The organism is Lysinibacillus sp. GW823-FHT06C08 (assembly GCF_058795135.1).
This window is the reverse complement of record NZ_JBXAHN010000006.1, coordinates 82,668-108,557: the sequence shown is the minus strand read 5'-3', so window position 1 is coordinate 108,557 and position 25,890 is coordinate 82,668. Positions and strand designations below refer to the sequence as shown.

Sequence of the window (25,890 nt, the reverse complement as noted above, 5' to 3'; positions counted from 1 at the left end):
TTTATGACGTTCTGAAACAATAAAGGTAGGGATAAATTATGGAAAAAGAGATTTTGCAACTTTTTAGTAATCTAACAGAGCGTGATCGAGATATTCAATATGAATCTTACGAGGAACTGATGAAAATTATGCAGGAGCCCGTAGATTGGACATATGCAGTGTGGGAACAGCTTGTACAAGCGCTTACATATAAAAATGGGCATGCACGTGCACTTGCCGCACAAATTTTATGTGCTTTAGCTGCAAAAAGTGATCCCGAAGAAAGAGTATTAGAAGATTTTTTAAAGATTTGGGCTGTGACTTATGATGAAAAGCCCGTCACGGCAAGGCATACATTACAGGCTATTTGGAAAATTGGTTTAGCAGGTCAAGTACAAAGCGATTTAGTCGTATCTTATTTAGCCAAGAGATTTCAAACCTGTTTAGATGAAAAGCATCCTACTCTCATTCGCTATGATATTATTGTATCTTTAAAAAAATTATATGATCAAACGAGTGATCCTAAATTATTAGACATAGCCCATCGCTTAATTAATGAAGAGCAAAATGTTAAATATAAAAAGAAATATAAGTCAGCCATCCGTTCTTAGTAACGAGATGGTGTTTTTTGTGCAAACTCTTTGGTTATTAGGAGATTAGTCAACTATAATATATGAAAAAGACAAAAGGGGTTAGGGAATGAGCATTTATAATTATTTAGTACGAAAGCCGAATGGTGAAATTTTATCAATGGAAACTTTTCGAGGGAAAACGATGCTAATTGTTAATACGGCCAATCAATGCCGATTTACATATCAATTTGAAGACTTACAAAAAATGTACGATAAATATGGCAAAAATAATTTTGTCGTTCTAGGATTTCCTTGTGATCAGTTTGGCCATCAAAATCCTGAAGATGGAGAGGAAACTGCGCATCTTTGTAAGGTCAACTATGGAGTTTCGTTTCCCATTTTTGAACTAGTCCAAGTAAATGGTGAGACGACACATCCTTTATTTAATTATTTAAAACATGAAGTTGATTTTCGTGAATTCGGAAAAGCAAGCATGCAGGAGAAAATGCTTGCTGAGGCAATTGTTCAACTTGCTCCAAGCTTTTTAGATGGTCGTAATATTCGCTGGAATTTTACTAAATTCCTAGTAGATGCAAGCGGAAAAACCATAGCTCGCTTTGAGCCTACAGACTCACAGCTAGATATTGAGCAAGCAATTGAAAAAGTATTATAGTAGAGTGATTTTATGGAAATGAAAATTCTTCTAAAACGGCTATCATTTTTGTACGCAACTATTTTTTCCTATCAAACTATGATAAACTGCTTTACAAGTGAATTATTCTTGCAGAATAAAGGTGCTAGCTAGCATAATCGGGAATTCGGTATAAGCCGAAGCTGTTTCCGCAACTGTAAGTACAACTATTATAAAGATGAACCACTGTTTCATAGGAAATGGGAAGGTTCTTTATAGCTCTTATTTAATTATATAGGAGCGTTGTACAAGCCAGGAGACCGACCTTTATTTGAACGTATAACAACTCTTCGGAAGCTAGGAGGATATACGGCAAATACATAGGCAGTGTCGTGTTTCTATGACAATCATTATGTTATTTTCGTCGTTCCTTTGCGTGAGGAGCGACGTTTTTTTATGTTCTAAAAAAGTAAGGGTTTTCATTATGAAAAGGGGGACAGCAGGTTGAAAAAAGATGCACGTTATTCTTGTTATCCTTTTATGCGAGAGAAGGCTTCAACTGTCGATTTTGAGATTCGCACAGATAGTTTAACAACGCATTTAGGGGCTGCACTAGCTATAGTGAAGAAAGAGGATGTCCAGGTTGTTGCAGATGATTTAACACAGATTTTACCTATGGCTTATCATGTGAATGGCTCGGTTCGTGGGAAGCTAGCAGTTACAGATGAGGATCTATCCTGGTTAAGTGAGCGCTATGATTTTTATGTAAGTCATGTGAAGGAAGAGATTCAAAATTTTGTTTTACCTCAAGGAACAGAGGCTGCTGCTGCTTTACATCTTTGTCGTAGTGAGGCGAAAAAATCATATCGAACTTTACACAGGGTTTCGGAAGAACGAGAGGTACCGACTATTCTCTTCGATTATTTAGGCTTATTAGCCAATGTATGTTTTGTAATGGCTGTCTATACGAATCAACAAGCTGGAATCGCTGAAATTCCGTTTATGAGTAAATCATATCCAATGAAAAAGAAAAAGGTGAATAATAATGAAGAAACTATTTAATTTACAATGGCTATCGGTTTTATTGCTAGCGCTCGTTTTAGCAGGTTGTGGAACTGCGGAAGATACAAAAAATAAAAATGTTACCCAAGATGAACAAAAGATTGAGCAAACAAGTTACAAAGTAACCGATGATCGTGGTGTAGAAATAGAGTTTAAGGAAGTACCAAAAACAGTTGTGTCCTTACAACCAAGTAACACAGAAATTCTATTTGCATTAGGGGTTGGCGATAAAATTGTAGGTGCCACTGAATATGATACATATCCAGAAGCTGCCCAAAAAATCGAACGTGTTTCTGATACTGTGAATTATAACAGTGAGCGAATTTTAGCGTTAAAGCCAGATGTTGTTATTGCGTATACGATTGGTGAGAAGGATGCACTTAAGCCACTCGAGGATGCAGGAATTAAAGTATTTGTTATTCAATCAGCGGCTACATTTGATGATGTATATGGAGATATCGAACAAATTGCAGCTGTTATGGATGTTAAGGATAAAGGAAAGGCATTAAACGAGGAAATTAAAGCAAAAATCGCTGATGTGCAAACAAAGATTAAGGAAGTAAAAACACCAAAAAATGTTTATTTAGAAATTAGTCCAAAGCCAGAAATATATACAGCAGGCTCTGGCACTTTCCAACAAGAAATATTAAATGCGGCAAATGTAAAGAATGTGTTTGCAGATTTAGATGGCTGGAAGCAAATATCTGAGGAAGATGTAATTGCGAGAAATCCAGACGTCATTTTAACAACAGTCAACTATACAGAAAATCCAATTGGAGAAATCCTTGCTCGTGATGGGTGGAATACGGTAACAGCTATTCAGAACAAGGCAGTTCAGTCCCTTGACACAGATATCTCAAATCGTCCAGGTCCACGTATCGGTGAAGCAGTTGAGCTTGTTGCTAAAGCTGTGTATCCAGAGTTATATAAATAAGATCGTAGAAAATGCTAGTTGTTTATTACAGCTAGCATTTTTTATTTTATTACCTAGTGTGAAAATTGGTATTAATGTAGTTTGTTCGATAGAATAAAGATAAGAACGCTTATTAATATAGGGAGGTGTAGTTCAGTGAAGCAAATACAAAAAAATATTTCGTTTGAGGCCGTTTATAATTTCCGAGATATGGGGGGATATCAAACGAGGGATGGGCGTGTTATAAGAAATGGCTTATTTTATCGCTCTGCCGCACTTGGTAAAATGACATCGACAGATAAAGAATTATTTGAAACATTAGGTATTAAAACAATTTTTGATTATCGTGACACGAATGAAGTACAACATAATCCTAATCCTGTGTTTCCACAAACTCGATATATTCAAATCCCTGCGAAGGGAAAGCATGCTTTTGAAATGCCAACTAATACAGGTGGTAGAGAGTTTTATAAAGTAGTTAACGCTGATATGTTCAAGGACTTTTATGCACAAATGCCTTTTCATAATCCCTCTTTTAAAGAATTAATGATGACTATACAAAACCCTGATAATTTAGGGCTAGTCCATCATTGCGCAGTTGGAAAAGACCGAACAGGAATTGGCGGAGCTCTTATTTTATTGGCTTTAGACGTACCTGAAGAGACCATTATGGAAGATTATTTAGATACGAATATTCATTTGCGTCCCATGGTAGAAAGAATGGCTCAAACGATCCAGCACCAGTATAATGAACAAGAATTACAGCAATTTTATGCTTTAATGTCCGCTCGTGAGGATTATTTACAGGCAGCGTTAGATGCTATGGATCATCGTTATGGCTCAAAGACAGCTTTTTTGGAGCAGGAGTTTGGTCTAACGGCTGATAAGCGTGAGCAATTACAGTCATATTGCTTAATCTAAATAAAATCCCTTTCACAATTAGTGAGAGGGATTTTTTATGTGGAAGCGCTGTCTTCCTATAAATCTCTTTACAGTCTGAAAATTTATGATAAGATACAATAGATTTTTAAGAAAAGTATAGGAGAAGTGAAGGTATTGGCAGACACAATAAAAGAAACAACTAAGTTAAGTCTATTCCATTTAACATGGCCTATCTTTTTAGAAGTGTTTTTATTTATGTTGATGGGACTAGCCGATACTTTTATGCTTAGTGCTCTATCAGATAATGCTGTGTCAGGAGTAGGTGCAGCCAATCAATATATTCATATCGCTATTTTAATTCTTGAGGTAGTCGGCAACGGTGCGTCCATCGTTGTATCACAATATTTAGGTTCGAAACGGTTTTTTGAAGCGGCTAAAATATCGGCTCTAGCAGTCACAATGAATTTGGCAGTTGGCCTTATAATGAGTGTTCTATTTTTCTTCTTTGCTAGTCATTTAATGTCGATGATGAACTTGCAAGGTGAGGTCCTTCATTATGCTCAAAGTTATTTAGTGATTATAGGGAGTTTTATTTTCCTTCAAGCAATTATTAATGCCCTTGCTGCAATTATTCGTGTTCATGGTTGGACGAAACAGACGATGTATGTATCACTTGGCATGAATGTACTGCATGTTATCCTTAATTACGGCCTGATCTTTGGGAATTTTGGTTTACCAGAGCTTGGTGTAAAAGGTGCAGCCATCTCTTCAGTGATTAGTAGAGGATTAGCGATGATCGTGTTTTTCTGGTTGCTTTATCAAGTAATGGAAGTACGAGTAAAGCTACACTACTACTTTGAGTATTCCAAGGAATATGTAAGAAAAATTTTAAACATTGGTTTACCGTCTGCCTTTGAGCAGGTTCTTTACCAGTTTTGCCAGATCATATTTTTATATTATGCCACATATTTAGGGGCAGAAACTTTGGCAGCCAGACAATATGCTATGAACATATCAATGTTTACCTATTTATTCGCTATTGCGATTGGGACAGGAACGGCCATCATTATCGGTAGGCATGTAGGTGCTGGAGAAAAGGATGAGGCTTATCATCAGCTGTGGACAAGTGTCCGAGCAGCATTTATTTTCACCATTATTATGGTTGGTGTAGTGACCATTTTCCGCAAGCAGCTTATGCATGTTTTTACAGATAACCCCGAGGTGATGGCTATCGGAGCATCTGTCTTGGCATTAAGTATAGTGCTAGAAACTGGTCGGACGATGAATATAGTCGTCATTAACTCTTTACGTGCCTCAGGAGACGCAAGGTTCCCTGTTAAAATCGGTTTTCTGTCGATGGTTTGTATGAGCCTCCCATTAGGTTACTTTTTTGTATTTGTCCTCGATTGGGGTTTAGTAGGTATTTGGTTAGCTATCTCTGCAGATGAATGGGTACGGGCAATTATCGTATACTTTAGATGGAAAAGCCGAAAGTGGGAGCGTTTTGCCCTCGTTTCACCGAATGAACAGAAGGAGGAATAGCAATGGGAGCACTATCTAAACGTGCAATAGGTGCAGCATTGATCGATCAACATATCGCGCTTTTTGCATGTCCGTTATGTCAGCAATCTATGCACGTCTATGAGCAAGGGAGACTCGTTTGTTCTGCCAATCACTCTTTTGATATTGCCAAGCAGGGCTATGTCAATATGCTGACACATGGCTCTACTTCTAAATATAGTAAAGATCTTTTTGAATCTCGCAAAGCTGTTATTGATAGTGGGATTTATGATGTTGTAGAAGCAAAGATTGGGGAGCTTATTAACTCTGCGAATACAGTGCTCGATACGGGCTGTGGAGAGGGATCGCATTTAGCCCGTATTATGAATGAGAAAAAGAATGGGGTAGGCATCGGTATTGATATAGCTAAAGAGGGTATTTTGGCTGCGGCTCGACATTATCCACAGCAAATTTGGTGTGTTGGCGATTTAGCTAAGAGTCCTTTTGCACAAGGTAGCTTTGACGCTATTTTAAATATTTTATCACCGGCAAATTATGAAGAATTTAAAAGGCTTCTTGCGCCTAATGGCTGTATGGTGAAGGTTGTGCCACAAAGCGGCTATTTACAGGAGCTGCGTGCTCAATTATATGCCGATTCGAGTAAGGAAACATATTCTAATGAACAAATTGTTGCTCGTTTCCAAGATAGTTTTGGCGAAGTAAATATAGAACGAGTCACTTATACATTGCCACTTGCTCAGGAGCTTGTCCCTGCTTTATTGGAGATGACACCGATGGGCTGGCATAAAAAAGATGAGACAGATATTGTATTAAGTGAAATTACGATTGATGTAGATCTATTGGTTGGAAAGATGTAAGATGATCACCTACAATTGCAGTATACTAGTCTTTTCGATTACAATGGGAATAACTATTGAATAAGGTAGGAATGTGACAGTGTATAAATTAGTAGCAAATATTGTTAAAGTAATATTAAAACTTATGGGTTCGAAGGCTCGTGTGTATGGTGAGGAAAACTTGCCAAAAGAAGGTGGATATATTATAGCTTGTACGCATACAGGCTATGTAGATATTTTAAACCTCGGCGTTGCCATGTACCCTCAAGAAATTCACTTTATGGCGAAGAAGCAATTATTTGAAATGAAGGGTCTTGGCTGGCTTATTGAACATTTAAATGCCTTCCCAGTGGACCGTGATAATCCTGGTCCGAGCGTTATTAAAATTCCCTCACAGTTATTGAAAGAAGGAAAAGTAGTGGGGATATTCCCATCTGGAACACGTAATTCAGAAGGAACGGACTTAAAGCAAGGAGCCATTACAATCGCTCAATTGGCAAAGGCGCAAATTGTTCCAGCGGCCTACGTTGGTGCACGTAATGCTGGAGATGTCATGAAGCGCGGTAAAGGCTATTTAATTTATGGCGAGCCGTTTTATGTAACGGGTAAAGGAAAAGAAGGTCGGGAGCAATTTACTCAACACCTTGAACGTGAACTAGTCGCTTTAACAGAAGAATTGGAAAATCGTATTGCAGTAAAATAAAATGAAGTGGCACCCATAATCGTATTGATTTTGGGTGCTTTGTTGTAGGAGGATTATCGTAATGATTCAAGTACTTTTTGTTTGCTTAGGCAATATTTGTCGCTCGCCAATGGCGGAGGCGGTTATGCGAGAGCTGGTGAGAAAAGAGGGTTTAGACGATAAAATTGCTGTGGATTCTGCCGCAACAAGCTCATGGCATATCGATGAACCTCCTCACCGAGGCACACAGGATAAGCTTAGAGAATATGGTATTTCTACAATAGGAATGGTAGGTCGACAGCTACAAAAGGCTGATGTAGAAAGATTCACATACATTATTGGTATGGATGAGAGCAATATTCGCAATATCAGAACGATCTTAGGAAATCCTACTTCACCAAAGATTTTTCGTTTTTTAGATTTAACAGAACATCGTAAAGACGTTCCTGATCCTTATTACACAGGGGATTTTCAAGAAACCTATGATTTAGTGCTAGAAGGCTGTACGGCATTACTAGATAAAATTAAAGAGGAATGGTTATAGAAGGATGCTAAATAGCGTAAATTTTTACAGCTATTGCTACAGAAAAAACAAGCATAAACATTGGTATATCTAGCTTTGTAAGCATCATTATGTTATTATTTGCAGAGTAAAGATACGATAAGTATTTAATTACCATTTTAAGATGTGCAACTGCATATCTATTATTTTTTTATAAATCTATCCTTTGAAAGAGAGTGGAAACAATGGGTCGTAAGTGGAATAACATTAAAGAAAAGAAAGCGTCTAAAGATCAAAGCACTAGTCGTATCAATGCTAAATTTGGGCGAGAAATTTATGTGGCAGCTAAATCAGGCGAACCAGATCCAGAGTCAAACCGTGCACTTAAAGTGGTGCTTGAACGTGCAAAAACATATAGTGTTCCTAAGCATATTATAGAAAAAGCCATCGATAAAGCAAAAGGTGGCGGTGACGAAAACTTTGATGAATTACGTTATGAAGGTTTTGGTCCAGCCGGCACAATGATTATCGTAGATGCTTTAACAAACAATGTAAATCGTACAGCATCTGATGTGCGCGCAGCATTTGGTAAGAATAACGGAAATATGGGTGTTAGTGGATCTGTTGCGTATATGTTTGATTCTACTGCAGTTATCGGTTTAGAAGGTAAAACAGCTGATGAAGTACTAGAAATTTTAATGGAAGCAGATGTAGATGCTCGTGATATTCTGGAAGAAGAGGAAGCGGTTATTATTTATGCAGAACCGGATCAATTCTTTGCTACACAAGAGGCATTAAAGGCTGCTGGCATACAAGAATTCACAGTAGCTGAGCTTTCTATGCTACCGCAGACTGAAGTAACATTAACTGGCGACGATGTTGCAAAGTTCGAAAAATTAATCGATGCATTAGAAGATTTAGAAGATGTTCAAAATGTCTTCCACAATGCTGATTTAGGTGAATAATCCAATATATTATTGATTGAGTAAACCAGTAGCACATAAAGCTACTGGTTTTTAATTAGGGAGGAAAATCATGCAGACTGCATTAGCGATTATTTTGTTTTTAGTGACTTTATTTTTTGTTATTGTACAGCCACGTAAATTATCGATTGGTTGGTCAGCCTGTATAGGAGCCGCCATCGCACTCATAATTGGAGTAGTTACATGGCAGGATGTGCTGGAAGTAACAGGAATCGTTTGGAATGCTACTTTATCGTTTATTGGTATTATTTTAATTTCCCTAATTTTAGATGAAATTGGCTTTTTTGAATGGGCTGCCCTGCATATGGCACGACTTGCTAAAGGAAGTGGTATACGTTTATTTGTTTATATTGCTTGCTTAGGAGCGATAGTATCAGCGCTATTCGCTAACGATGGGGCGGCGTTAATATTAACGCCAATTGTTTTAGCAATGGTTAGAAAACTGAATATGACGGAAAAAATGATTTTCCCATTTATTATTGCTAGTGGCTTTATAGCAGATACAACATCCTTACCCTTTGTTATTAGTAATTTAACAAATATTGTATCAGCAGATTTTTTTGAGATTGGCTTTATGGATTATGCGATTCATATGGTTGTACCGAACTTCTTTTCTTTAATTGCAAGTATAGCTGTACTGTATGTGGTTTTTCGTCGTTCCATACCACAGTGCTATTCTCTCGATGCAGTTGAACAACCTAAGCAGGCGATTAGAGACCCGAAGTTATTTGCGATATCTTGGTATGTAATAGTAATTTTACTAGTGGGATTTGTAATCGGCGAAATGTTCCACGTTCCAGTGTCATTTATTTTATGTAGTGTAGCCGCTATTTTCTTATGGCTGGCAAATCGTAGTTCTTTTGTAGATACAAAGAGAGTTGTCAAAGGGGCACCATGGAATATAGTGTTCTTTTCCATTGGTATGTATGTGGTTGTTTACGGCCTGAAAAATGTAGGGATGACAGGTATACTAGCTAGTTTAATAGAACATGCTGTGCAGCAAGGATTCGTTGTAGCGACCATGACTATGGGATTTGTAGCTGCCGTTTTATCAGCAGTCATGAACAATCTACCAACAGTCATGATTGATGCATTAGCAATCTCTGAAACAAGCGCAACAGGCATGATGAAAGAGGGACTCATTTATGCCAACATAATTGGTACTAATCTTGGCCCAAAGATGACTCCAATCGGTTCACTTGCGACATTAATATGGCTTCATATTTTAGCTCAAAAAGGGATTAAAATTAGCTGGGGGCAATATTTTAAGTTCGGCATAATTCTTACAGTTCCGACATTATTCGCTACTTTAATTGCTTTAGTTATTTGGATATCGTTATTAGCATAGTTTTATTGTCGAAATAGTGCAAATAATAGTACAATAGTTAATAGATTAACTTAGTAGTATGTTAAAGGAGGTAAGCATGCGAGTACCAGGTAAATTAAGTAATAGAATCGTGTTGATGTCATTTGTTATGTTAGTAGCTTTGTTAGCATTTTTTATTGTCACAATGATCTACACAGCGAAATCATCCGTTAATAAAACAATGGGTGCACAGGCTGTCGCGGTAGCAGAAAACATTGCGAAACAATTAAACCCAGAGGACTATGAACAACTATCAAAGGACCCAAGGGAATCAAATTTATATTGGCAGCTAAGAGAAGAACTGAATGAATTGCGTGAAATAAATGGGGTCCTGTATGCCTATACTTTTGCCGTTCCACAGGAAGATCAAAAAGTTCGATTTTTAGTGGATGGTATGCCAGCAGATGACCAAGAAAATGCAGGTGTTATAGGAGAGGAGTCTTCTTCTACATTATATAAAGATATTGAAAAAGTAATGGATACAGGAAGTTATTACTCTAATATTTTACATAGCGGTTTTGGGGATTATTTGTCTGGTACAGTACCATTAAAGGATGCTTCAGGAAATATTGTGGCGTTTATAGGGGTAGATATAGAGGCTAACGAGGTAAGCGGTGTAACGAATGCTGTATTGATAGCCATTTTGCCAGCATTAATTATAGTAATGTTAGTTTTAACAGGAATTGTTATGTTTATAATGTACCGTTACATAAATCAAGCACTAAAGCCATTGGCAAATTTAGGGGACGCGGTGTCAAGTTTTGCACAAGGGGATATCGCGAAGGCAACAATGGAGGTTGAAAAAATCCAGCTAAGAGGGAAAAATGAAATTTCTATGTTTGCACGAGCCTTTCAGGAGTCCTTACAAAAATTAAAAGAAACATTCCAAACCATTCAGCAACAAACATTCGCCTTACAAAGCGTTGTGAAAAAGATTGATGAAACTACACAACATGTTGAAACATCAAATGCTCAAATTGCTGATCGTATAGTTGAAATCGCTGCTGGTAGTGAGCAGCAACAGCAAAACAATCAAGAAGTTGTCTTAACGATGAATGAAATGTCGATAGGTATTCAACGACTGGCTGATACAACTTCTGAGATTGCTGAATCATCCTCAACGATGACGGGCCTAGTGGAAACTAGCGTGAATCATTCTCAAGAGGTCGTATCTCAAATTCAAAACGTGGAATCCTCCGTTTTACGAACGGCTAAACATGTTGAGGAAATGGGAGATCGATTCGGCTCTATTGAAGAGATGGTAACAATTATTACGAGCATTGCTGACCAAACCAACTTACTGGCATTAAATGCGGCGATAGAGGCGGCGAGGGCGGGGGAAGCTGGTAAGGGGTTTGCAGTCGTTGCAGATGAAGTAAGGAAGCTTGCTGAACTGTCTAAAGCATCAGCGGATGAAATACATACACATCTGAAAAGCTTTAAGACCATTACAGAACGAGCATTACATGAAATGTCTGGTAGTGCGGTAGATGTACAAGCAGGTAATAGGGCTGTACAACGTATTGGTGAAAGCCTAGAACAAATATTAGAATCAGTTGTTGAGGTAAACAATAAGATTCAGGATGATTCAGCTGTCATTGAAGAAATGTCAGCGGGCTCTGAAGAAATATTAGCTACTACAGAACAGATGAATGATATTGCTCAGCATAATGTGCAAGGAACAAAAGAAGTAGCAATGGCTTCTGACTTACAAGTAACAAGGGTTTCAGAATTAAATGAAGTTGTAGCGTTGTTAGATCAAACATCTAAAGAGGTAACTGAAACAATCAATACGTTCAAATTATGATCATTGTAAACTATTTTTCTATGAGAAGAAGTCTTGTAGAAAAATAGTTTTTTTACGCTAGTTGGAGAAAAATAAAAATATAATGATATGTATTTATCGAAATAAACCGAATAGGGGAATTAATTTGCGTTTTATCCATTGCGGAAACTTCCAAATCATAACATAATATAAGTTAATATACTCTTTGAACGAGAAGAATAAGGGGGGCTAAAGTATGAGGTTTTTACGTTCGATACAGGGGAAACTAGTCGTTATTTCATTGGCACTACTAATTATTCCAAGTTTAATAATTGGCGTGGTTAGTTATAGTAAGGCCAAGAATGGTATGGAGGATATAGGAGAGCAAGTAATTTATAATAGTGTTCAATCTGCTTTGCAAATAATTGAACTTGCCAATGAAAGTGTTGAAAAGGGAGATATACCTTTAGATGTAGCACAGGAACGGGTTCGCGAGGCTTTCTTGGGACCTAAGGATAGTGAAGGGAAGCGGCCGATTAATTATCCAGGTGACTTGGGGGAATACGGCTATATCTATGTATTAGATGATAAGGGAACATTAACAACACACCCTACTCGAGAAGGTGACAATCTTTGGAACGATCAAGATAGTAGTGGAAATTACTTTATTCGGGAAGTAACTGACCGAGCATTGGATGGGGGTGGTTTTACTAAATACGAATTTGAGCTACCAGGCCAGAATGTATTGGCGGATAAAATTATTTATTCAGCAAAAGATCCACATTGGGGATGGATTATTGCATCAGGTACATATATGCAGGATTTTAATGCAGAGGCAAACTCGTTACTATTAGTCATTGGTTTGACGTTAGCGGGTGCTATTATCATAGGTGTTATGGTTGTTATTTTAGTATCTAGGCATTTGGCATTACCAGTCAAAAAATTATCCCAACGCGTACGTGAAGTAGCAAAGGGTAATTTAACTGTAGATATTGAGCATTTACAGCGTACAGATGAAATTGGCCAGTTAAATGAGGGCTTCAATGAAATGGTTGATCAATTAAAAACACTAATTTCAGATGTAGAAGAAGCAATTGTAGAAATTCAATCGACATCGTCAAATTTAACCGCGGTTGCTGAAGAAACAAATGCTTATGGCGATGAAATCGTTAAAGCTATTAATGAAGTATCGAATGGCGCCGTAAAACAAGCAGCAGAGGCGGAAGATACAAATCGAACAGCTACTGAGTTTGCTCAACAAATTGAAGGATTGCACGATAAAAATGAATTAATGCTAGATGCATCACAACATATGCAAAAATCAAATGAAGAGGGTATCGTTAATATCGCTAGTTTAAAGGATAAGTCGCAGGAATCTTCAATGCTTATTCAGAATATTCAGTCCGTTTTTGGGAGTTTAATTGTGAAGGTACGTGAAATAGAAGGCATTGTAGGGACAATTACAGAGATCTCTGATCAAACCAATCTCCTGGCTCTAAATGCATCTATTGAGGCTGCACGAGCAGGTGAACATGGCAAAGGATTTGCTGTGGTCGCAGAGGAAGTACGAAAGCTAGCTGATCAAACATCCGTAGCAACTGAGCTAGTTCGCACTACCTTAAAGGGGATTGAGAGTGAAACAAATTTAGTCAATGATGAAATGCAGAAAACTCACGTCATTGTAAGTCAACAAAATGATTCTGTCATGGTAACAGAGTCTTCCTTCAAAGAAATCAAAATGGCTGTGGAAAAGATCATTTCAATTATTGGTGATATGACCGATGGCGTAAAATATGTAAATAGCGCTAAGAATGATATGATGAAATCCATTGAAAGTATTGCAATGATCAGTGAAAAAAATGCCGCTGCTTCTGAAGAGGTGACAGCATCGGTAGATGAGCAACAACTAGCGATTCAGCTTATTAGTGAATCTTCCAATGATTTAACAGATGAGATTACAGCGTTACAGGAATCCATTAAACGCTTTATTTTAAGATAAAATTATTGAGGGTGCTTGGTAATCAAGCATCCTTTTTTCTGTAGTCACGTTAATAAAAGGTAAGGGAGGGTTGATTTGTGAAAAAATGGTTGATTAGAGTAGGTGTTGTTCTAATTTTTATAGCAATTGTCCTCTATATTTGGTTGGGGAAAGAAATTGAACGTGGGGTGGAAGCAAATGCAGATGGCTCGGCTAATTATATGATCATACTGGGAGCGAAAGTAAAACCAGGAGGTGTACCATCACTTTCTTTAAAAAGTAGATTAGAGGAGGCCGTTCCATATTTAGTAAAGTATCCCCAAGTAAAGGTCATTGTGTCAGGGGGACAAGGACCCGATGAAGATCGAACGGAGTCATCCGTGATGAGAGATTATCTCGAGCAAAATGGTATTGATGCTACGAGAATTATCGAGGAGGATCAGTCCACCTCCACGTATGAGAATTTAGTATTTTCTAAAGAACTTATACCAAAGGAAACAAAGAAAATTACGATTGTTTCAAATGACTTCCATCTAAAACGTGCGAAATATTTAGCCGAGTCTTTAGATTTTGAAGTAGATGTAGTGTCAGCTAAAACGCCAAAGTCAGTAGAAGCTAAACTAAAAATAAGAGAGCGAGCGGCATTACTAAAAACATATATAGTAGGTTATTAAAAAATTGTTTCTTAATAGCTAAGATTTGACATATAATAGAAATATCACGGGGTATATGACAGAAAGAGGGGACTTCAATGAAAACGTTTAAAGACTATGAGTACAACCGTCCACATGTTGCGGGGATGAAAGAGCAACAATTAGCGCTCGTCGACCAATTTAAAAAAGCGCAATCGATGGACGAACAAAGTAGCATCATTGAAAAATTAAATGCAATCAGTAATGACTTTGCTACAATGGCTAACTTAGTGTATATTCGCGCATCGATTGATACAAACGATGAATTTTATCAAGCAGAGCGCGACTATTTCGATGAAGTTAGTCCTGAGCTAGAAGAAGTAACAACGGAGTATTATAAAGCATTGATTGCCTCACCTTTCCGTGAGCAACTAGAAGAAAAATGGGGTCAACAATTATTCGATCTCGCTAACTATCAAATTAAAGGGTTCTCACCAGACGTCATTGATTTGATGCAAAAAGAAAATAAGCTAGCTTCTGAGTATAATAAGCTTGTAGCATCTGCACAAATCGAATTTAATGGTGAGACTTTAACACTTGCTCAGCTTGGACCGTTTGCAGAGTCTACAGATAGAGCTACGCGTAAAGAAGCAACAAATGCACGCTTTGGTTTCTTTGCGGAGCATGACGATGAATTTGATCGCTTATACGATGAACTTGTAAAAGTACGCCATGAAATTGCGGTTAAACTTGGCTATAACAACTATGTTGAGCTTGGTTATATTCGTATGAATCGTATTGATTATAACGCAGAGATGGTGAAGAAATTCCGTGATCAAGTTCGCGACTTAATTGTTCCTGTAGCGACAAAGCTGTATGAGCGTCAGGCGAAGCGTATTGGGATTGACGATTTAAAATTCTATGATGAAGCACTGAACTTTTTATCAGGCAATGCGACGCCAAAGGGTGATCCAGAATGGATTGTGGCGAATGGTAAAAAGATGTATGAGGAGCTATCACCTGAAACGGGAGAGTTTTTCAATTTCATGATTGATCATGACCTTATGGACCTAGTGGCGAAGAAAGGAAAAGAGAGTGGCGGGTATTGTACATTTATCGAAAACTATCATTCTCCGTACATTTTCTCAAACTTTAACGGTACTTCAGGTGACATCGATGTGTTAACACATGAAGCCGGACATGCCTTCCAAGTTTATTCAAGCCGTAACATCGGCATTCCTGAATACTTATGGCCAACTTACGAATCTTGTGAAATCCACTCGATGAGTATGGAGTTTTTCACATGGCCATGGATGGAGCTATTCTTTAAAGAAGATACAGAAAAGTATAAATTTACACATTTAAGTAGTGGTCTTTTATTCTTACCATATGGTGTTGCAGTTGATGAATTCCAACATATTATTTATGAAAATCCTACAATGACACCAGCTGAGCGTAAGGCAGCATGGAAGAAAATTGAGGAAACATATTTGCCACATCGTGACTATGATCACAATAGCTACCTCGAAGCAGGTGGAATTTGGCAACGTCAGGGTCATATTTATGCTAGTCCGTTCTACTATATTGATTACACGCTAGCACAAATTTGTGCCTTCCAATTCTGGAAGCGTTCACGTGAAGACTTTGAGGCGGCTTGGAAAGACTATATTCATCTATGTGGTTTAGGTGGCTCCATGTCATTTACAAAGCTTGTAAAAGAGGCAGGCTTAATTTCACCATTTGAAGATGGCTGTGTCGAATCAGTTATTGGTGAAATTGAGGCATACCTAAATTCTGTAGACGATTCCTCGCTATAACAAATACTGAAATTCGCTACACTTCCACGACTAGTATAGTGGAAGTGAGCGAATTTTTTAGTTTGTTGGAAGGGAGCTTTTTAAGTAATCGCGAAAATCTGGTAGTAAATTCGCACAGAAAAAATTGATTGAGTCAAAACATACTAGGATACTTGCGAAATGGTTAATATATCAGTAGTATCTTGAGTAACGGCGATAAAAGGAAGTGAATGAAAGTGACGAGGAAGGTTTGGTTTCAAGTAGGTGTAGGGATATTACTTACACTATTAATTATTAAATATTTTATAGAAATTCATTGGATTTTTTCACCACTAGTTATCATATTAAAAGCCATTTTTATCCCTTTACTACTTGGGGGTGTCTTTTATTATGTGACTGAACCAATTCAGAGATTTTTAGAAAAGCGTAAATTTCCTAGATGGGCAAGCATATTGACGATTGTGTTCGGCCTCATAGGAATTGCAGGGGTTTTTGGCTGGATTATTGGGAACCCGATTGCCGAGCAGGTCAATAAATTAGTGAAGAATGCCCCTATGATTAGTTCAAGTATTAGTACGAGTATTCAGCAATTAACAGACTATGTACTGCTCAATAAAGATAACTTCCCACAGCAGGTAAATGATGTAATTGAAAAAATGGCGAACTCTGTGCAAGATGTTGCAATGGTGGCGAGTAAAGGGTTTATTTCCTTTTTACAATCCATAGTGTCTGTATCATTACTAGCTGTTTTAATTCCATTCTTCTTTATTTTTATGTTGAAGGATCATGAGAAATTTGCACCATCTATTTATAAATATTTCAGTGGCGAACGTCAGCAATGGGTAAAGAAAACATTAAGTGAAATTGATGATGTTTTACGTAGTTATATTCAGGGCCAACTGCAAATTAGTTTTTTATTAGCGCTTATTATGTATGTGGGTTACTTAATTATTGGATTAGAATATTCGTTACTATTAGTAATATTTGCATTCTTTATGAATATGATTCCATTTATTGGGCCTTGGATTGCATTTACGCCAGCCCTAATCGTAGCGGTTATTCAGGATCCTATTTTAGTTGTTTGGGTATCCGTTGTGACGCTTGTTGCTCAACAAATTGATAGCAACTTTATTACACCTAACGTGATGGGGAAATCGCTCGATATCCATCCACTAACTGTTATTACAATTATTCTCGCAGCAGGTAATATTGCAGGCTTTATAGGAATTATTATCGCTGTACCATTTTATGCAGTATTGAAAGTTATCGTATCCAATATTTATGATCAACGTAATGCAATCAAGAAAAAAGCGACGAAATCAGTATAGGAGTCGAAACAATGGAACAAGAAATTGTAAAGGTATTTAATGAACAGCATGAGGAAATTGGGACAGCTACACGGTCGGAAGTACATGAAAAAGGGCTTTGGCATGAGACATTTCATTGCTGGCTTGTCAATGAGGACTATATTTATTTTCAAGTACGAAGCTCACAGAAAAAGGATTATCCAGGTTTACTCGATATTACAGCAGCTGGCCATCTTTTAGCTGTTGAAACAGTGGAATCAGGTATACGAGAAGTAAAAGAAGAATTAGGGCTCCAAATAGATGTCCAAGATGTTGTCAAAATGGGCATGACCTCTTGTAGTATCGTTTCTGAAAATATGATTGATAATGAATTTTGCCATGTCTACATATATCCTTTCGAGCATGATTGGAATTCCTTTGCTTTACAATATGAGGAAGTATCAGGTGTAGTAAGAGCAAGACTGAATGAGGCCGAAGCTTTCTTCTTGGGAGAAACGACAACTCTGAATATTGAAGGATACGAATACTTCCCTGATGGTCAACGTGTGAAAATTGTCAGACCAGTTGGAACGGCACAATTTGTTCCTTATCGTGAATTGTATGTTGCACATGTGATCAAATTTGCGCGTGAGAAAATATTTAATCAAACATCCTAATTTGGGTAGGATAAGCTAGAAAATAGCTTATCCTATTTTCTTTGTAAAAATGATGAGAATGTACACAATATAACAGGAAAAAATAAGTTATACTGTTAGATAGATTGTAAAGAAAAGGAGCATTTTTTATATGCTAACATTTGAACAAAAACAAGCAATTATTGAATCATTTTCTGAACTAACGAAAAAGGAAATATCATTAAAACGCTTAAATTATCACTTTATGGACAGTCTTTATGAAAAGACAATTGTAGTTGAAAAGCTACATCCGAATGGCAATGGCTTTATCTTTGTTGGAGATTTATTGCGCTATGAGCAAGAGGCTAATAAAGGATTAGTAAATATCCGTGATTATGATGAGCAACAACTTCGTGAGATTATTGCGGATGCTATTCAATATCTATCTGAAGAGGTAGAGACGGAAGAACCGATTATCGAGATTTGGCATAGTCGAGAGGGTGATCAATTACAGCTAGTATTTGAACAACGTTCTTGGAATGTCTACCATGGGGAAAATCTTGAAGAGGCGTTTGGTACGTATGATGCAGCAAAAGAATATTTGCTAGAAGAAGGCTTTCGTAAAAAGAAATAATAAATACGGGGGATTATCATAAAATGAACGGGAAAAAACTAGTGGGAATTGTTATTGTTGTTGTGATTGTGGCTTGTTTACTATCAGTTTTTACTATAACTAATTTTTATAAAAACCATGAGGAACAACCGAATCGTGAAAATCGCGAAATGAATAAGTCAAAGAGCTTGAATTTAATTTTGCCACAGGCTACAATTATCTCGAATTCAAGATAATCGAGAGGTGGACTGTCAATGAAACATATTTTTTATAAAGGTACAGACGAAACAAAACCAACTCTATTGTTGTTACATGGCACGGGTGGTAATGAAGAAAGCTTAATTGGACTTGCCAAGGAAATTGATGATACAGCCAATATATTAAGTGTACGAGGCAATGTACTAGAACATGGAATGCCAAGGTTTTTCCGTCGACTAGCGGAAGGTGTCTTTGATATAGAGGATTTAATCATTCGTACAAAGGAACTGAATGAATTTTTGAACGAGGCGTCACAGCAATATGGCTTTGATCGTCAACGAATTGTAGCCGTCGGTTATTCAAATGGCGCTAATATTGCGGCTAGCTTATTATTCCACTACGAGGACGTTTTAGCAGGGGCTATATTACATCATCCAATGGTGCCGAGACGAGGGATAGAGCTACCTAAGCTATCTGCTACCCCTGTTTTTATAGGTGCAGGTACCAATGATCCAATGTGTACAGCACAAGAATCAGAGGATTTAGAGGCTCTTTTAAGTTCAGCGGGTGCGACAGTGACGACGAACTGGTTTGATTTTGGACATCAGCTAACGATTCCTGAAGTTCACGCAGCAAAAGAGTGGTATAACAGTATTTATGCATAGAGAAAAAATCCGCTTCCTTGAACAAGGAGGCGGATTTTTTATTATTTATTTTTCTTTGCGAAAGGAAGCCACCAGTTCCAATCACCAAATAGTTTCATGAGACTTGGTACTAGCATAAGACGAATGATTGTGGCATCAATAGCAACAGCAATGGCTATACCAACACCAATTTGTTTCACAGGCATGACATCTGTGAAGGCAAACGCTCCTGTAATAACAATCATAATGAGCGCTGCTGAAGTAATAATCCGACTTGTGGATGTCAGTCCCTCTATTGTAGCGTGTGTATTGTTGGCGCCTTTTAAATATTCCTCTTGGATACGAGAAATTAAAAAGACTTCGTAGTCCATACTTAAGCCAAAAACAAGACAGAAAACAATAACTGGGATAATCAATACAATTGATCCTGCCTCAATGCCAAAATGTCCGTATTGGAAAATATAGACGAGTATTCCGAAGGCAGAGGAAAGCCCAATAATGTTCATAATAATGGCCTTTAATGGAATTAATACTGAACGGAATGCCAGCATTAAAATAAAGAAAGTGGACACGATGATTATGGCTATCGCTAAAACAATTTTATTAGCGATCTCATCAAATATCTCTTGGTTAAATTTTGCAGGTCCTCCAAGCGCAAAGTGTACACCTAAATCTTTATCCATCCAAGTTCGTGCAAATTTTTGGGCAGTAGTGGAAGAGCCAGCTGCATCAATGGTAATTGGGATGAATAGCTTTGTATCTTTTGAAAAGGTTTGAATAGCCGGTTTTAATTGCTCCGCCACCTGTGGGATTGCTAAAGAAGCAGAGAGTTCCTTAGGTGTTGGAATGTTTGTTGCTGTATAGATAGTTGAAACATTGGTAACGAGTGGATCTTTTAATAACTTTTCTTGAATAGTATAAATCAGCTCTCTAGCTTCAGCATCCTCCCAGCCTTCTTTACGTTCAGCTAACAAATATAAAGTAGATGTTTCACCGAGTCTAAACGTTTCATCTAATTTATCGTACGCTACACGTGCATCATATTTTGTCGGTAGGGAATCTACCTGAGGAATTGTTAATTGGATGTCCTTTAATGGAAGCATTCCGATACCAAGTATTAATAATGCAGCGATTACGATAGCTACTGGATGTTTCATGACAAAGCCTGCAAAGCTCCGCCAACGATTTGCGCCACCTGGTTTAACACGCAGTAGACGCCATTTATTGAGTCGGTCGCCCAAAAGCATCATCGTTGCAGGGAGTAAGGTTAAGCCGGAAAGAACAGCTAATAGAACTACTATGGTGCCTCCTAGAGCGATATTCTGGAATATTTCAACATCAATGACGATCATGGCACCTAAACCAATCATGACACATACTGCAGAAAAGATGATGGAGCGTCCTGCTGTCTGGGTGGCAGTTTGAATAGCTTGTGCAATGGATGTGTGAGCACGCTCTTCACGGTAACGATTAATGAACAATAGTGCGAAATCAATACTTAAAGCAAGACCAAGCATTGGAACAATATTTAAAACGAAAATGGATAGATTCACGCTACCGCTAAGTAATGTCATAATACCAAAGGCGGTTACAACTGTAACAACCCCAATGATAATTGGCAAAATAGAAGCAATAACCGTACCAAAAGCCAATAATAGGACGATAATGGCGATAGGTAAACCAATGGCCTCAGCAGATGCTAAATCCTTTTGGCTGGCTGTATTAATGTCAGCAGAAATAACTGGTCCACCCGTAATATGAACTCCGTCTTCTTCAATTAATGAACGGATATCCTCAACGATTTCAGAAAGGTTTTCAGCATCGTTTTTTAAATGGACCATAGCATAGGCAATCCCATCTTTACGTAAAGAAGCGTCCTCTAAAGGTGACTGGATGGAATGTATTTCTTTTATGTGATCGAGTTTATTTAAAGTTTCTTCAATTTTCTTATCCTGAGCTGGATCGAACACAACCAAGATTGTATTGGTTGGTATATCGAATGTTTTTGCTAGCTCTTTTGTGACATAGTTATGATCCGCTTCAACAAAAAAGCCATCCCCTTGAAGTTTACCGGGAAGCTGTAAAGCAAAATAAGCCATTGCTAGAAAAATAACAATCCACAGGGCTACGATTGCTTTTGCATGTGTGGTAATAAAAGTTGAAAAAGTTTTCATAGTTGTTTATGTATCCCCCTTTTCCATTTATTTAAAGGATGTGTCACATTTTGTCGTGTGACAAAGTAAAGACTCCTGTCCATTTATTAGACAGGAGCCTTGTTATTAAAAGAATAATGATAGGATGAAATAAATAATGGATGCCATTACGGCTGAAATAGGCATTGTAATAACCCAAGTAGTAACAATCTTGCGGGCCATTCCCCAGTTAACGCCACGTACACGCTGTGCAGAACCAACACCCATAATCGATGAAGAAATAACATGTGTTGTAGATACAGGTAGATGGATTAATGTCGCACCAAAAATAACTGTTGCTGACGCTAAGTCTGCCGCTACCCCATTAACAGGGCGAATTTTCATAATTTTACCGCCAACGGTTTTAATAATTTTATAACCACCAATAGATGTACCTAGACCCATAGCTGTGGCAGCAGCAGCACGTACCCAGAAAGGTATTTCATCACCGCTATGCAATCCTCCAGCGATTAAAGCCATTGTCATAATCCCCATTGCTTTTTGCGCATCGTTCGTACCGTGTGTGAACGATTGAATGGCTGCGGTGAAGATTTGCATCGTACGGAAACCTTTATTAGTGCGATATAAGTTAAGGTTTTTAAACCATAATTTAAATAGTGTCATCATAATAAAACCAGCACAAATAGCCAGTATTGGAGAAAACACTAAGGCCATAAGGATTTTAGTAAAGCCGCCATAGTTTAATACATCGAAGCCAGCAGATGCGACAGCAGCACCTGCGATAGAGCCAATCAATGTGTGGGAAGAACTTGATGGAATACCGAAATACCATGTAAGTAAATTCCAAATAATAGCTGAAATTAGTGCGGCCAAAATAACGACTGAGCCGGTTGTGTCTCCTTCAAAGGCATTTAAAGAAAACGGATCTACAATGTCTTTTGTTAAAGCTTTAGCAACCCCTACAAAAGTGATAGCGCCGATAAAGTTCATGGTTGCGGCCATGATGATCGCTACACGAGGTGGCAATGCTCGAGTGGAAACCGAAGTTGCAATAGCATTTGCAGTATCGTGGAAGCCGTTGATAAAGTCAAATGTTAGGGCAAAGATGACGACCAGTACGGTTAGTATAATGATTGTATTCATTGTAAAGTGCCCATCTCCTAATTATGCGTTACGCATGATAATTGTTTCCATAGTATTAGCTACGTTTTGACAATGATCAGCGATATCTTCAAGTTGTTCATATATATCTTTAAATTTAATGAGGCGAATCGGATCTTTTTCGTTTAAAAACAGTTGTTTAATGGAAGAACGTTGTACTTCATCACATTCACGTTCATAGTCTTTAATTAGAATAGCGTGAGGACGCATACCAATTAGATTCTTTTTCTTTAACTCTTCAGTTGCTTTGACAATTTCATCCACACTTTTAGAAATATAGCCTAGGAAAGTGCGCATGGATTCATCAATTTCTGTGAGTGAAAACATTTCAAAATGGGCAATACAATGTTCTGTACCATCTAAAATATCATCCATACGAATGGCAAACTCTAAAATATCTTCACGCTCAATAGGTGTCATAAATGATTTGTTTAGCATTACGATCAGTTCGTGAATGAGCTTATCGCCAGCAGTTTCGTAATTTTTCATTGTAATGCTAATCTCTTTTAGGTCAGCTACACTGTTAATACGAAAATCATTTGCGTAATGCACAGCCTCTCTCATATTTTCAGCAATTTTATGCAATGCAATAAAGAAAGGGTCTTGTTTTTTTGAGTTAAGCATGTAAATCGAATCCTCCTGGATATAAATAAATTAATCGACCTCTAAACTTTACTATCATAACAAAATCTTTAATTTATCTACATAAAAATTTTATATTCGACATAAAAATTTACATTGCTGTAATATACAATTCGTTCACAAAATAAAGGGGGATTAAACTGTAATTGTTATTATTAGTACAGATAAATCCTTTGTTATTAGGTTTTTTACTGACATTCACACGTGTTTAGCACAGAATTATGTGTGATTTACAATGAAAATCAGTGAAAATAATACTTGAATTGTAAAGGGAATGTAAACTCAATTTGTTTTAGAAGGAGTCTCTCCTTATTCTTAAGAATATCTTCATTTTTATCCTTCCTCTTTATTAAGAATTGTTTTCTACAATGGGAAATGAGTGAGAAAGGAGTGTTTATTAACAAATGATTCAAGTTGAAAACTTACAACATACATTTTTAATTGGAAAAAAGGGGAAAGAAAAGCAGGTTCCCGTTTTAAAAGGCGTGAACTTTGAGGTCAATAAAGGAGAGATTGTAGCAATTGTCGGAAAAAGTGGCTCTGGAAAGTCAACTTTATTACAAGTTTTAGCTGGATTTATGAAGGTTGAGCAGGGTTCTATTAAAGTGAATGGTAAAGAAACAGCACAGCTAAATGAAACAGAAAGCGCCGCATTTCGCTTGAGACAATTCGGTTTTATCTTTCAAAACTTTCAACTAATGCCTGGCTTGACGGCATTCGAAAATATTGAGTTACCCTTGAAGCTACAAGGATTGCGCAAAGCAATGAGAAAAGAAAAAGTGAAAAAAATAATGGACAAGGTTGGTCTAACAGAAGTCGCCGATCATTATCCAAATGAATTATCAGGTGGGCAGCAACAGCGTGTCAGTATTGCAAGAGCGCTCATTACGAATCCTCCTGTGTTGCTGGCAGATGAGCCAACAGGAAGTTTGGATTCAGAAACAGAGCAAGATATTTTGATGCTTATTCAAAGTTTAAACCAAGAGTTTGGGTTAACCTTTGTCATTATTACTCATGATGAAGAAGTAGCGACAATCGCACATAGACGCTTCCGTATGTATGATGGCGAATTGGTAAAGGAGGAAGCTTAATATGTTATTTAAAGACCAAATAGATTTTGTCACGCAGCATATCAAGAAAAATAAATTACGTGTTTTTATGACGGTTCTAGCTGCAACGATGGGCTGTGCTTTCCTTATCGTACTAGCATCCGTCGGTTTTGGATTACAGGAATCTCTACGTAATGAAATCCTTTCAAATGAAACAGTTACGAAAATTCAAGTGTATGGGGATAAGCAATTTACAGAAGATCAGGTCCAAGAAATTAAAAGGATAGATCATGTGGAAACAGTACTTGAAACGGTGGGCATGAATGCCTCTGCACATTCCTTCTTAGGTGATCGTGATTCAACTTCTAGTTTAATTTTGAACGATATGAAGGATTTTGAGCAGGTGAATGGCAAGCTTGCAGAAGGTGTATATCCATCAAAGCCAAATGAAATAGTGGTCGGCTATCATTTTGCACAAACATTATTGAATGAGGCCGATCGCAATGTGATTAAAGAAAAAAGCAAAAAGGCTGAGGCAGATGGTACCTATTATAATGGAAGTGATGAAGGCTATAAAAAATCATTAATTGGACAGAACATTAACATATCACTATTGCCTAACACTGGTAACAATGAGGAAACAGAAAAAATGACCTATACAATTGTTGGTGTCATGGAGCAACCTTCGTATGATTGGATGATTGATAATACTATTCATATGGACATAGCACAAAAGCCAGCATTAGTTGAGAATTTTTCCGCTCTTGGAGATACAACCAAGGAGGAATTGTTTTACTCAGAATTCAATATTTTTGCTGATACTTTGGAAAACGTGAAGCCAATTTTAGAAAAACTAAAAGATAATGGCTACAGTGTCTATTCCGTGACGGAGCAATTAGATCAAATGAATGTATTTTTCTTAGTATTAAAAATTGGTTTGATTTTTGTTGGTACGATTGCGGTGCTCATTGCTTCCATCGGTATTTTCAATACGATGACAATGGCGGTGACAGAGCGAACTCGTGAAATAGGTGTATTAAAAGCGATCGGTGCGAGTCCAAAACTGATCCAACGTTTATTTTTAATGGAAAGTACGTTTATTGGGCTTTTAGGAACCTTCATTGCGGTTATCATTTCATACGCCATTAGTTTTGCGGCAAATGCAGTGCTGCCGTTGATTCTAAAAGCAGCCACAGGAGAAGATGCATTTGCTACAAATGATATTACATTCTCTCTTATTCCATGGCAGCTAGTCGTTATTGCAGCAGGTATTAGTATTGGAGTAGCAATGATCTCAGGTTATCGTCCTGCTCGTAAGGCGACGAAAATTGATGTCATCCATGCTTTACGACAAGAGCTATAATAAGGTTGGCTTGCCTTAGACTGTAGACAAAACCATCGAGAAGTTT

General features: G+C 37.5%; 25 protein-coding genes and 1 riboswitch. Of the genes, 22 read left to right on the top strand and 3 right to left on the bottom strand.

What is annotated here, in order from left to right:
- The first annotated feature begins 38 nt into the window (after positions 1-38).
- The 20 genes from AC1Q6O_RS14980 (at position 39) to AC1Q6O_RS14885 (ending at position 19,497) form a co-directional block, all read left to right on the top strand.
- The gene (locus AC1Q6O_RS14980) at positions 39-590 is read left to right on the top strand and encodes a hypothetical protein (protein ID WP_008175231.1); all 552 of its coding nucleotides are present in this window, start codon (positions 39-41) and stop codon (positions 588-590) included.
- Positions 591-678: 88 nt separating this feature from the next.
- On the top strand, positions 679-1,224 hold the full coding sequence (locus tag AC1Q6O_RS14975) for a glutathione peroxidase (protein ID WP_089985797.1): 546 nt from the start codon (positions 679-681) through the stop codon (positions 1,222-1,224).
- Positions 1,225-1,326: 102 nt separating this feature from the next.
- Positions 1,327-1,525: riboswitch (cobalamin riboswitch) on the top strand.
- Between the two features lie 161 nt (positions 1,526-1,686).
- The gene (locus AC1Q6O_RS14970; protein ID WP_089985796.1) at positions 1,687-2,244 is read left to right on the top strand and encodes a hypothetical protein; all 558 of its coding nucleotides are present in this window, start codon (positions 1,687-1,689) and stop codon (positions 2,242-2,244) included.
- On the top strand, positions 2,228-3,178 hold the full coding sequence (locus tag AC1Q6O_RS14965; protein WP_089985795.1) for an ABC transporter substrate-binding protein: 951 nt from the start codon (positions 2,228-2,230) through the stop codon (positions 3,176-3,178). The genes AC1Q6O_RS14970 and AC1Q6O_RS14965 overlap by 17 nt, the downstream gene beginning before the upstream one ends.
- A gap of 135 nt (positions 3,179-3,313) precedes the next feature.
- Entirely contained in the window at positions 3,314-4,078 is a 765-nt protein-coding gene (locus tag AC1Q6O_RS14960) for a tyrosine-protein phosphatase (RefSeq protein WP_090002055.1), read from the top strand.
- Positions 4,079-4,213: 135 nt separating this feature from the next.
- Positions 4,214-5,581: an MATE family efflux transporter gene (locus AC1Q6O_RS14955; protein WP_043989914.1), complete on the top strand. Its 1,368-nt coding sequence runs from the start codon at positions 4,214-4,216 to the stop codon at positions 5,579-5,581.
- A 2-nt stretch (positions 5,582-5,583) separates the two neighbouring features.
- Positions 5,584-6,417 (top strand): putative RNA methyltransferase, encoded by an 834-nt coding sequence (locus tag AC1Q6O_RS14950; RefSeq protein ID WP_008175219.1) that lies wholly within the window; start codon positions 5,584-5,586, stop codon positions 6,415-6,417.
- A 79-nt stretch (positions 6,418-6,496) separates the two neighbouring features.
- Positions 6,497-7,099 (top strand): lysophospholipid acyltransferase family protein, encoded by a 603-nt coding sequence (locus AC1Q6O_RS14945; RefSeq protein ID WP_036121211.1) that lies wholly within the window; start codon positions 6,497-6,499, stop codon positions 7,097-7,099.
- Between the two features lie 61 nt (positions 7,100-7,160).
- Positions 7,161-7,622: a low molecular weight protein-tyrosine-phosphatase gene (locus AC1Q6O_RS14940; protein WP_008175216.1), complete on the top strand. Its 462-nt coding sequence runs from the start codon at positions 7,161-7,163 to the stop codon at positions 7,620-7,622.
- 203 nt (positions 7,623-7,825) lie between these two features.
- Positions 7,826-8,545, top strand: coding sequence for a YebC/PmpR family DNA-binding transcriptional regulator (locus AC1Q6O_RS14935; protein WP_008175214.1), 720 nt, complete (start codon positions 7,826-7,828; stop codon positions 8,543-8,545).
- A 70-nt stretch (positions 8,546-8,615) separates the two neighbouring features.
- A complete protein-coding gene (locus AC1Q6O_RS14930) occupies positions 8,616-9,911 on the top strand; it encodes an arsenic transporter (RefSeq protein ID WP_090002053.1) in 1,296 nt (431 codons plus the stop codon).
- Between the two features lie 76 nt (positions 9,912-9,987).
- Positions 9,988-11,736, top strand: coding sequence for a methyl-accepting chemotaxis protein (locus tag AC1Q6O_RS14925; protein WP_089985792.1), 1,749 nt, complete (start codon positions 9,988-9,990; stop codon positions 11,734-11,736).
- 214 nt (positions 11,737-11,950) lie between these two features.
- Positions 11,951-13,693 (top strand): methyl-accepting chemotaxis protein, encoded by a 1,743-nt coding sequence (locus AC1Q6O_RS14920; protein ID WP_089985791.1) that lies wholly within the window; start codon positions 11,951-11,953, stop codon positions 13,691-13,693.
- 77 nt (positions 13,694-13,770) lie between these two features.
- Entirely contained in the window at positions 13,771-14,346 is a 576-nt protein-coding gene (locus AC1Q6O_RS14915) for a YdcF family protein (protein ID WP_008175209.1), read from the top strand.
- A gap of 77 nt (positions 14,347-14,423) precedes the next feature.
- Positions 14,424-16,121: a M3 family oligoendopeptidase gene (locus AC1Q6O_RS14910; protein WP_008175207.1), complete on the top strand. Its 1,698-nt coding sequence runs from the start codon at positions 14,424-14,426 to the stop codon at positions 16,119-16,121.
- Between the two features lie 209 nt (positions 16,122-16,330).
- On the top strand, positions 16,331-17,428 hold the full coding sequence (locus tag AC1Q6O_RS14905; RefSeq protein WP_008175205.1) for an AI-2E family transporter: 1,098 nt from the start codon (positions 16,331-16,333) through the stop codon (positions 17,426-17,428).
- Positions 17,429-17,439: 11 nt separating this feature from the next.
- A complete protein-coding gene (locus tag AC1Q6O_RS14900; RefSeq protein WP_008175203.1) occupies positions 17,440-18,063 on the top strand; it encodes an NUDIX hydrolase in 624 nt (207 codons plus the stop codon).
- A gap of 130 nt (positions 18,064-18,193) precedes the next feature.
- Positions 18,194-18,655 (top strand): hypothetical protein, encoded by a 462-nt coding sequence (locus tag AC1Q6O_RS14895; RefSeq protein WP_069482882.1) that lies wholly within the window; start codon positions 18,194-18,196, stop codon positions 18,653-18,655.
- Between the two features lie 23 nt (positions 18,656-18,678).
- Positions 18,679-18,870 (top strand): hypothetical protein, encoded by a 192-nt coding sequence (locus tag AC1Q6O_RS14890; RefSeq protein WP_008175198.1) that lies wholly within the window; start codon positions 18,679-18,681, stop codon positions 18,868-18,870.
- Positions 18,871-18,888: 18 nt separating this feature from the next.
- Positions 18,889-19,497, top strand: coding sequence for an alpha/beta hydrolase (locus AC1Q6O_RS14885; RefSeq protein ID WP_008175196.1), 609 nt, complete (start codon positions 18,889-18,891; stop codon positions 19,495-19,497).
- Positions 19,498-19,538: 41 nt separating this feature from the next.
- On the opposite strand, the gene AC1Q6O_RS14880 is transcribed toward AC1Q6O_RS14885, so the two are convergent.
- The 3 genes from AC1Q6O_RS14880 to AC1Q6O_RS14870 all read right to left on the bottom strand — a co-directional run bounded on the left by AC1Q6O_RS14880 (position 19,539) and on the right by AC1Q6O_RS14870 (position 23,414).
- Positions 19,539-21,650, bottom strand: coding sequence for an MMPL family transporter (locus AC1Q6O_RS14880; RefSeq protein ID WP_090002050.1), 2,112 nt, complete (start codon positions 21,648-21,650; stop codon positions 19,539-19,541).
- A 105-nt stretch (positions 21,651-21,755) separates the two neighbouring features.
- Positions 21,756-22,772 (bottom strand): inorganic phosphate transporter, encoded by a 1,017-nt coding sequence (locus AC1Q6O_RS14875; protein WP_089985789.1) that lies wholly within the window; start codon positions 22,770-22,772, stop codon positions 21,756-21,758.
- A gap of 21 nt (positions 22,773-22,793) precedes the next feature.
- Complete coding sequence (locus tag AC1Q6O_RS14870) at positions 22,794-23,414, bottom strand: DUF47 domain-containing protein (protein WP_008175190.1); 621 nt, start codon at positions 23,412-23,414, stop codon at positions 22,794-22,796.
- A 422-nt stretch (positions 23,415-23,836) separates the two neighbouring features.
- Here AC1Q6O_RS14870 and AC1Q6O_RS14865 point away from each other — a divergent pair, with 422 nt between their 5' ends.
- Both AC1Q6O_RS14865 and AC1Q6O_RS14860 read left to right on the top strand, forming a co-directional pair.
- Positions 23,837-24,523, top strand: a complete 687-nt coding sequence (locus AC1Q6O_RS14865; RefSeq protein WP_008175188.1) for an ABC transporter ATP-binding protein — start codon at positions 23,837-23,839, stop codon at positions 24,521-24,523.
- A 1-nt stretch (position 24,524) separates the two neighbouring features.
- The gene (locus AC1Q6O_RS14860) at positions 24,525-25,844 is read left to right on the top strand and encodes an ABC transporter permease (protein ID WP_089985788.1); all 1,320 of its coding nucleotides are present in this window, start codon (positions 24,525-24,527) and stop codon (positions 25,842-25,844) included.
- Positions 25,845-25,890: the final 46 nt, after the last annotated feature.

What these genes read in the sequence shown, in the direction of transcription:
- AC1Q6O_RS14980 (WP_008175231.1), top strand. Translation starts at nt 39, where the DNA reads ATGGAAAAAGAGATTTTGCAACTTTTTAGTAATCTAACAGAGCGTGAT.
- AC1Q6O_RS14920 (WP_089985791.1), top strand. Translation starts at nt 11,951, where the DNA reads ATGAGGTTTTTACGTTCGATACAGGGGAAACTAGTCGTTATTTCATTG.
- AC1Q6O_RS14880 (WP_090002050.1), bottom strand. Translation starts at nt 21,650, where the DNA reads ATGAAAACTTTTTCAACTTTTATTACCACACATGCAAAAGCAATCGTA.
- AC1Q6O_RS14865 (WP_008175188.1), top strand. Translation starts at nt 23,837, where the DNA reads ATGATTCAAGTTGAAAACTTACAACATACATTTTTAATTGGAAAAAAG.
- AC1Q6O_RS14895 (WP_069482882.1), top strand. Translation starts at nt 18,194, where the DNA reads ATGCTAACATTTGAACAAAAACAAGCAATTATTGAATCATTTTCTGAA.
- AC1Q6O_RS14950 (WP_008175219.1), top strand. Translation starts at nt 5,584, where the DNA reads ATGGGAGCACTATCTAAACGTGCAATAGGTGCAGCATTGATCGATCAA.
- AC1Q6O_RS14890 (WP_008175198.1), top strand. Translation starts at nt 18,679, where the DNA reads ATGAACGGGAAAAAACTAGTGGGAATTGTTATTGTTGTTGTGATTGTG.
- AC1Q6O_RS14900 (WP_008175203.1), top strand. Translation starts at nt 17,440, where the DNA reads ATGGAACAAGAAATTGTAAAGGTATTTAATGAACAGCATGAGGAAATT.
- AC1Q6O_RS14910 (WP_008175207.1), top strand. Translation starts at nt 14,424, where the DNA reads ATGAAAACGTTTAAAGACTATGAGTACAACCGTCCACATGTTGCGGGG.
- AC1Q6O_RS14875 (WP_089985789.1), bottom strand. Translation starts at nt 22,772, where the DNA reads ATGAATACAATCATTATACTAACCGTACTGGTCGTCATCTTTGCCCTA.
- AC1Q6O_RS14870 (WP_008175190.1), bottom strand. Translation starts at nt 23,414, where the DNA reads ATGCTTAACTCAAAAAAACAAGACCCTTTCTTTATTGCATTGCATAAA.
- AC1Q6O_RS14860 (WP_089985788.1), top strand. Translation starts at nt 24,525, where the DNA reads ATGTTATTTAAAGACCAAATAGATTTTGTCACGCAGCATATCAAGAAA.
- AC1Q6O_RS14965 (WP_089985795.1), top strand. Translation starts at nt 2,228, where the DNA reads ATGAAGAAACTATTTAATTTACAATGGCTATCGGTTTTATTGCTAGCG.
- AC1Q6O_RS14885 (WP_008175196.1), top strand. Translation starts at nt 18,889, where the DNA reads ATGAAACATATTTTTTATAAAGGTACAGACGAAACAAAACCAACTCTA.
- AC1Q6O_RS14930 (WP_090002053.1), top strand. Translation starts at nt 8,616, where the DNA reads ATGCAGACTGCATTAGCGATTATTTTGTTTTTAGTGACTTTATTTTTT.
- AC1Q6O_RS14940 (WP_008175216.1), top strand. Translation starts at nt 7,161, where the DNA reads ATGATTCAAGTACTTTTTGTTTGCTTAGGCAATATTTGTCGCTCGCCA.
- AC1Q6O_RS14975 (WP_089985797.1), top strand. Translation starts at nt 679, where the DNA reads ATGAGCATTTATAATTATTTAGTACGAAAGCCGAATGGTGAAATTTTA.
- AC1Q6O_RS14925 (WP_089985792.1), top strand. Translation starts at nt 9,988, where the DNA reads ATGCGAGTACCAGGTAAATTAAGTAATAGAATCGTGTTGATGTCATTT.
- AC1Q6O_RS14935 (WP_008175214.1), top strand. Translation starts at nt 7,826, where the DNA reads ATGGGTCGTAAGTGGAATAACATTAAAGAAAAGAAAGCGTCTAAAGAT.
- AC1Q6O_RS14905 (WP_008175205.1), top strand. Translation starts at nt 16,331, where the DNA reads ATGAAAGTGACGAGGAAGGTTTGGTTTCAAGTAGGTGTAGGGATATTA.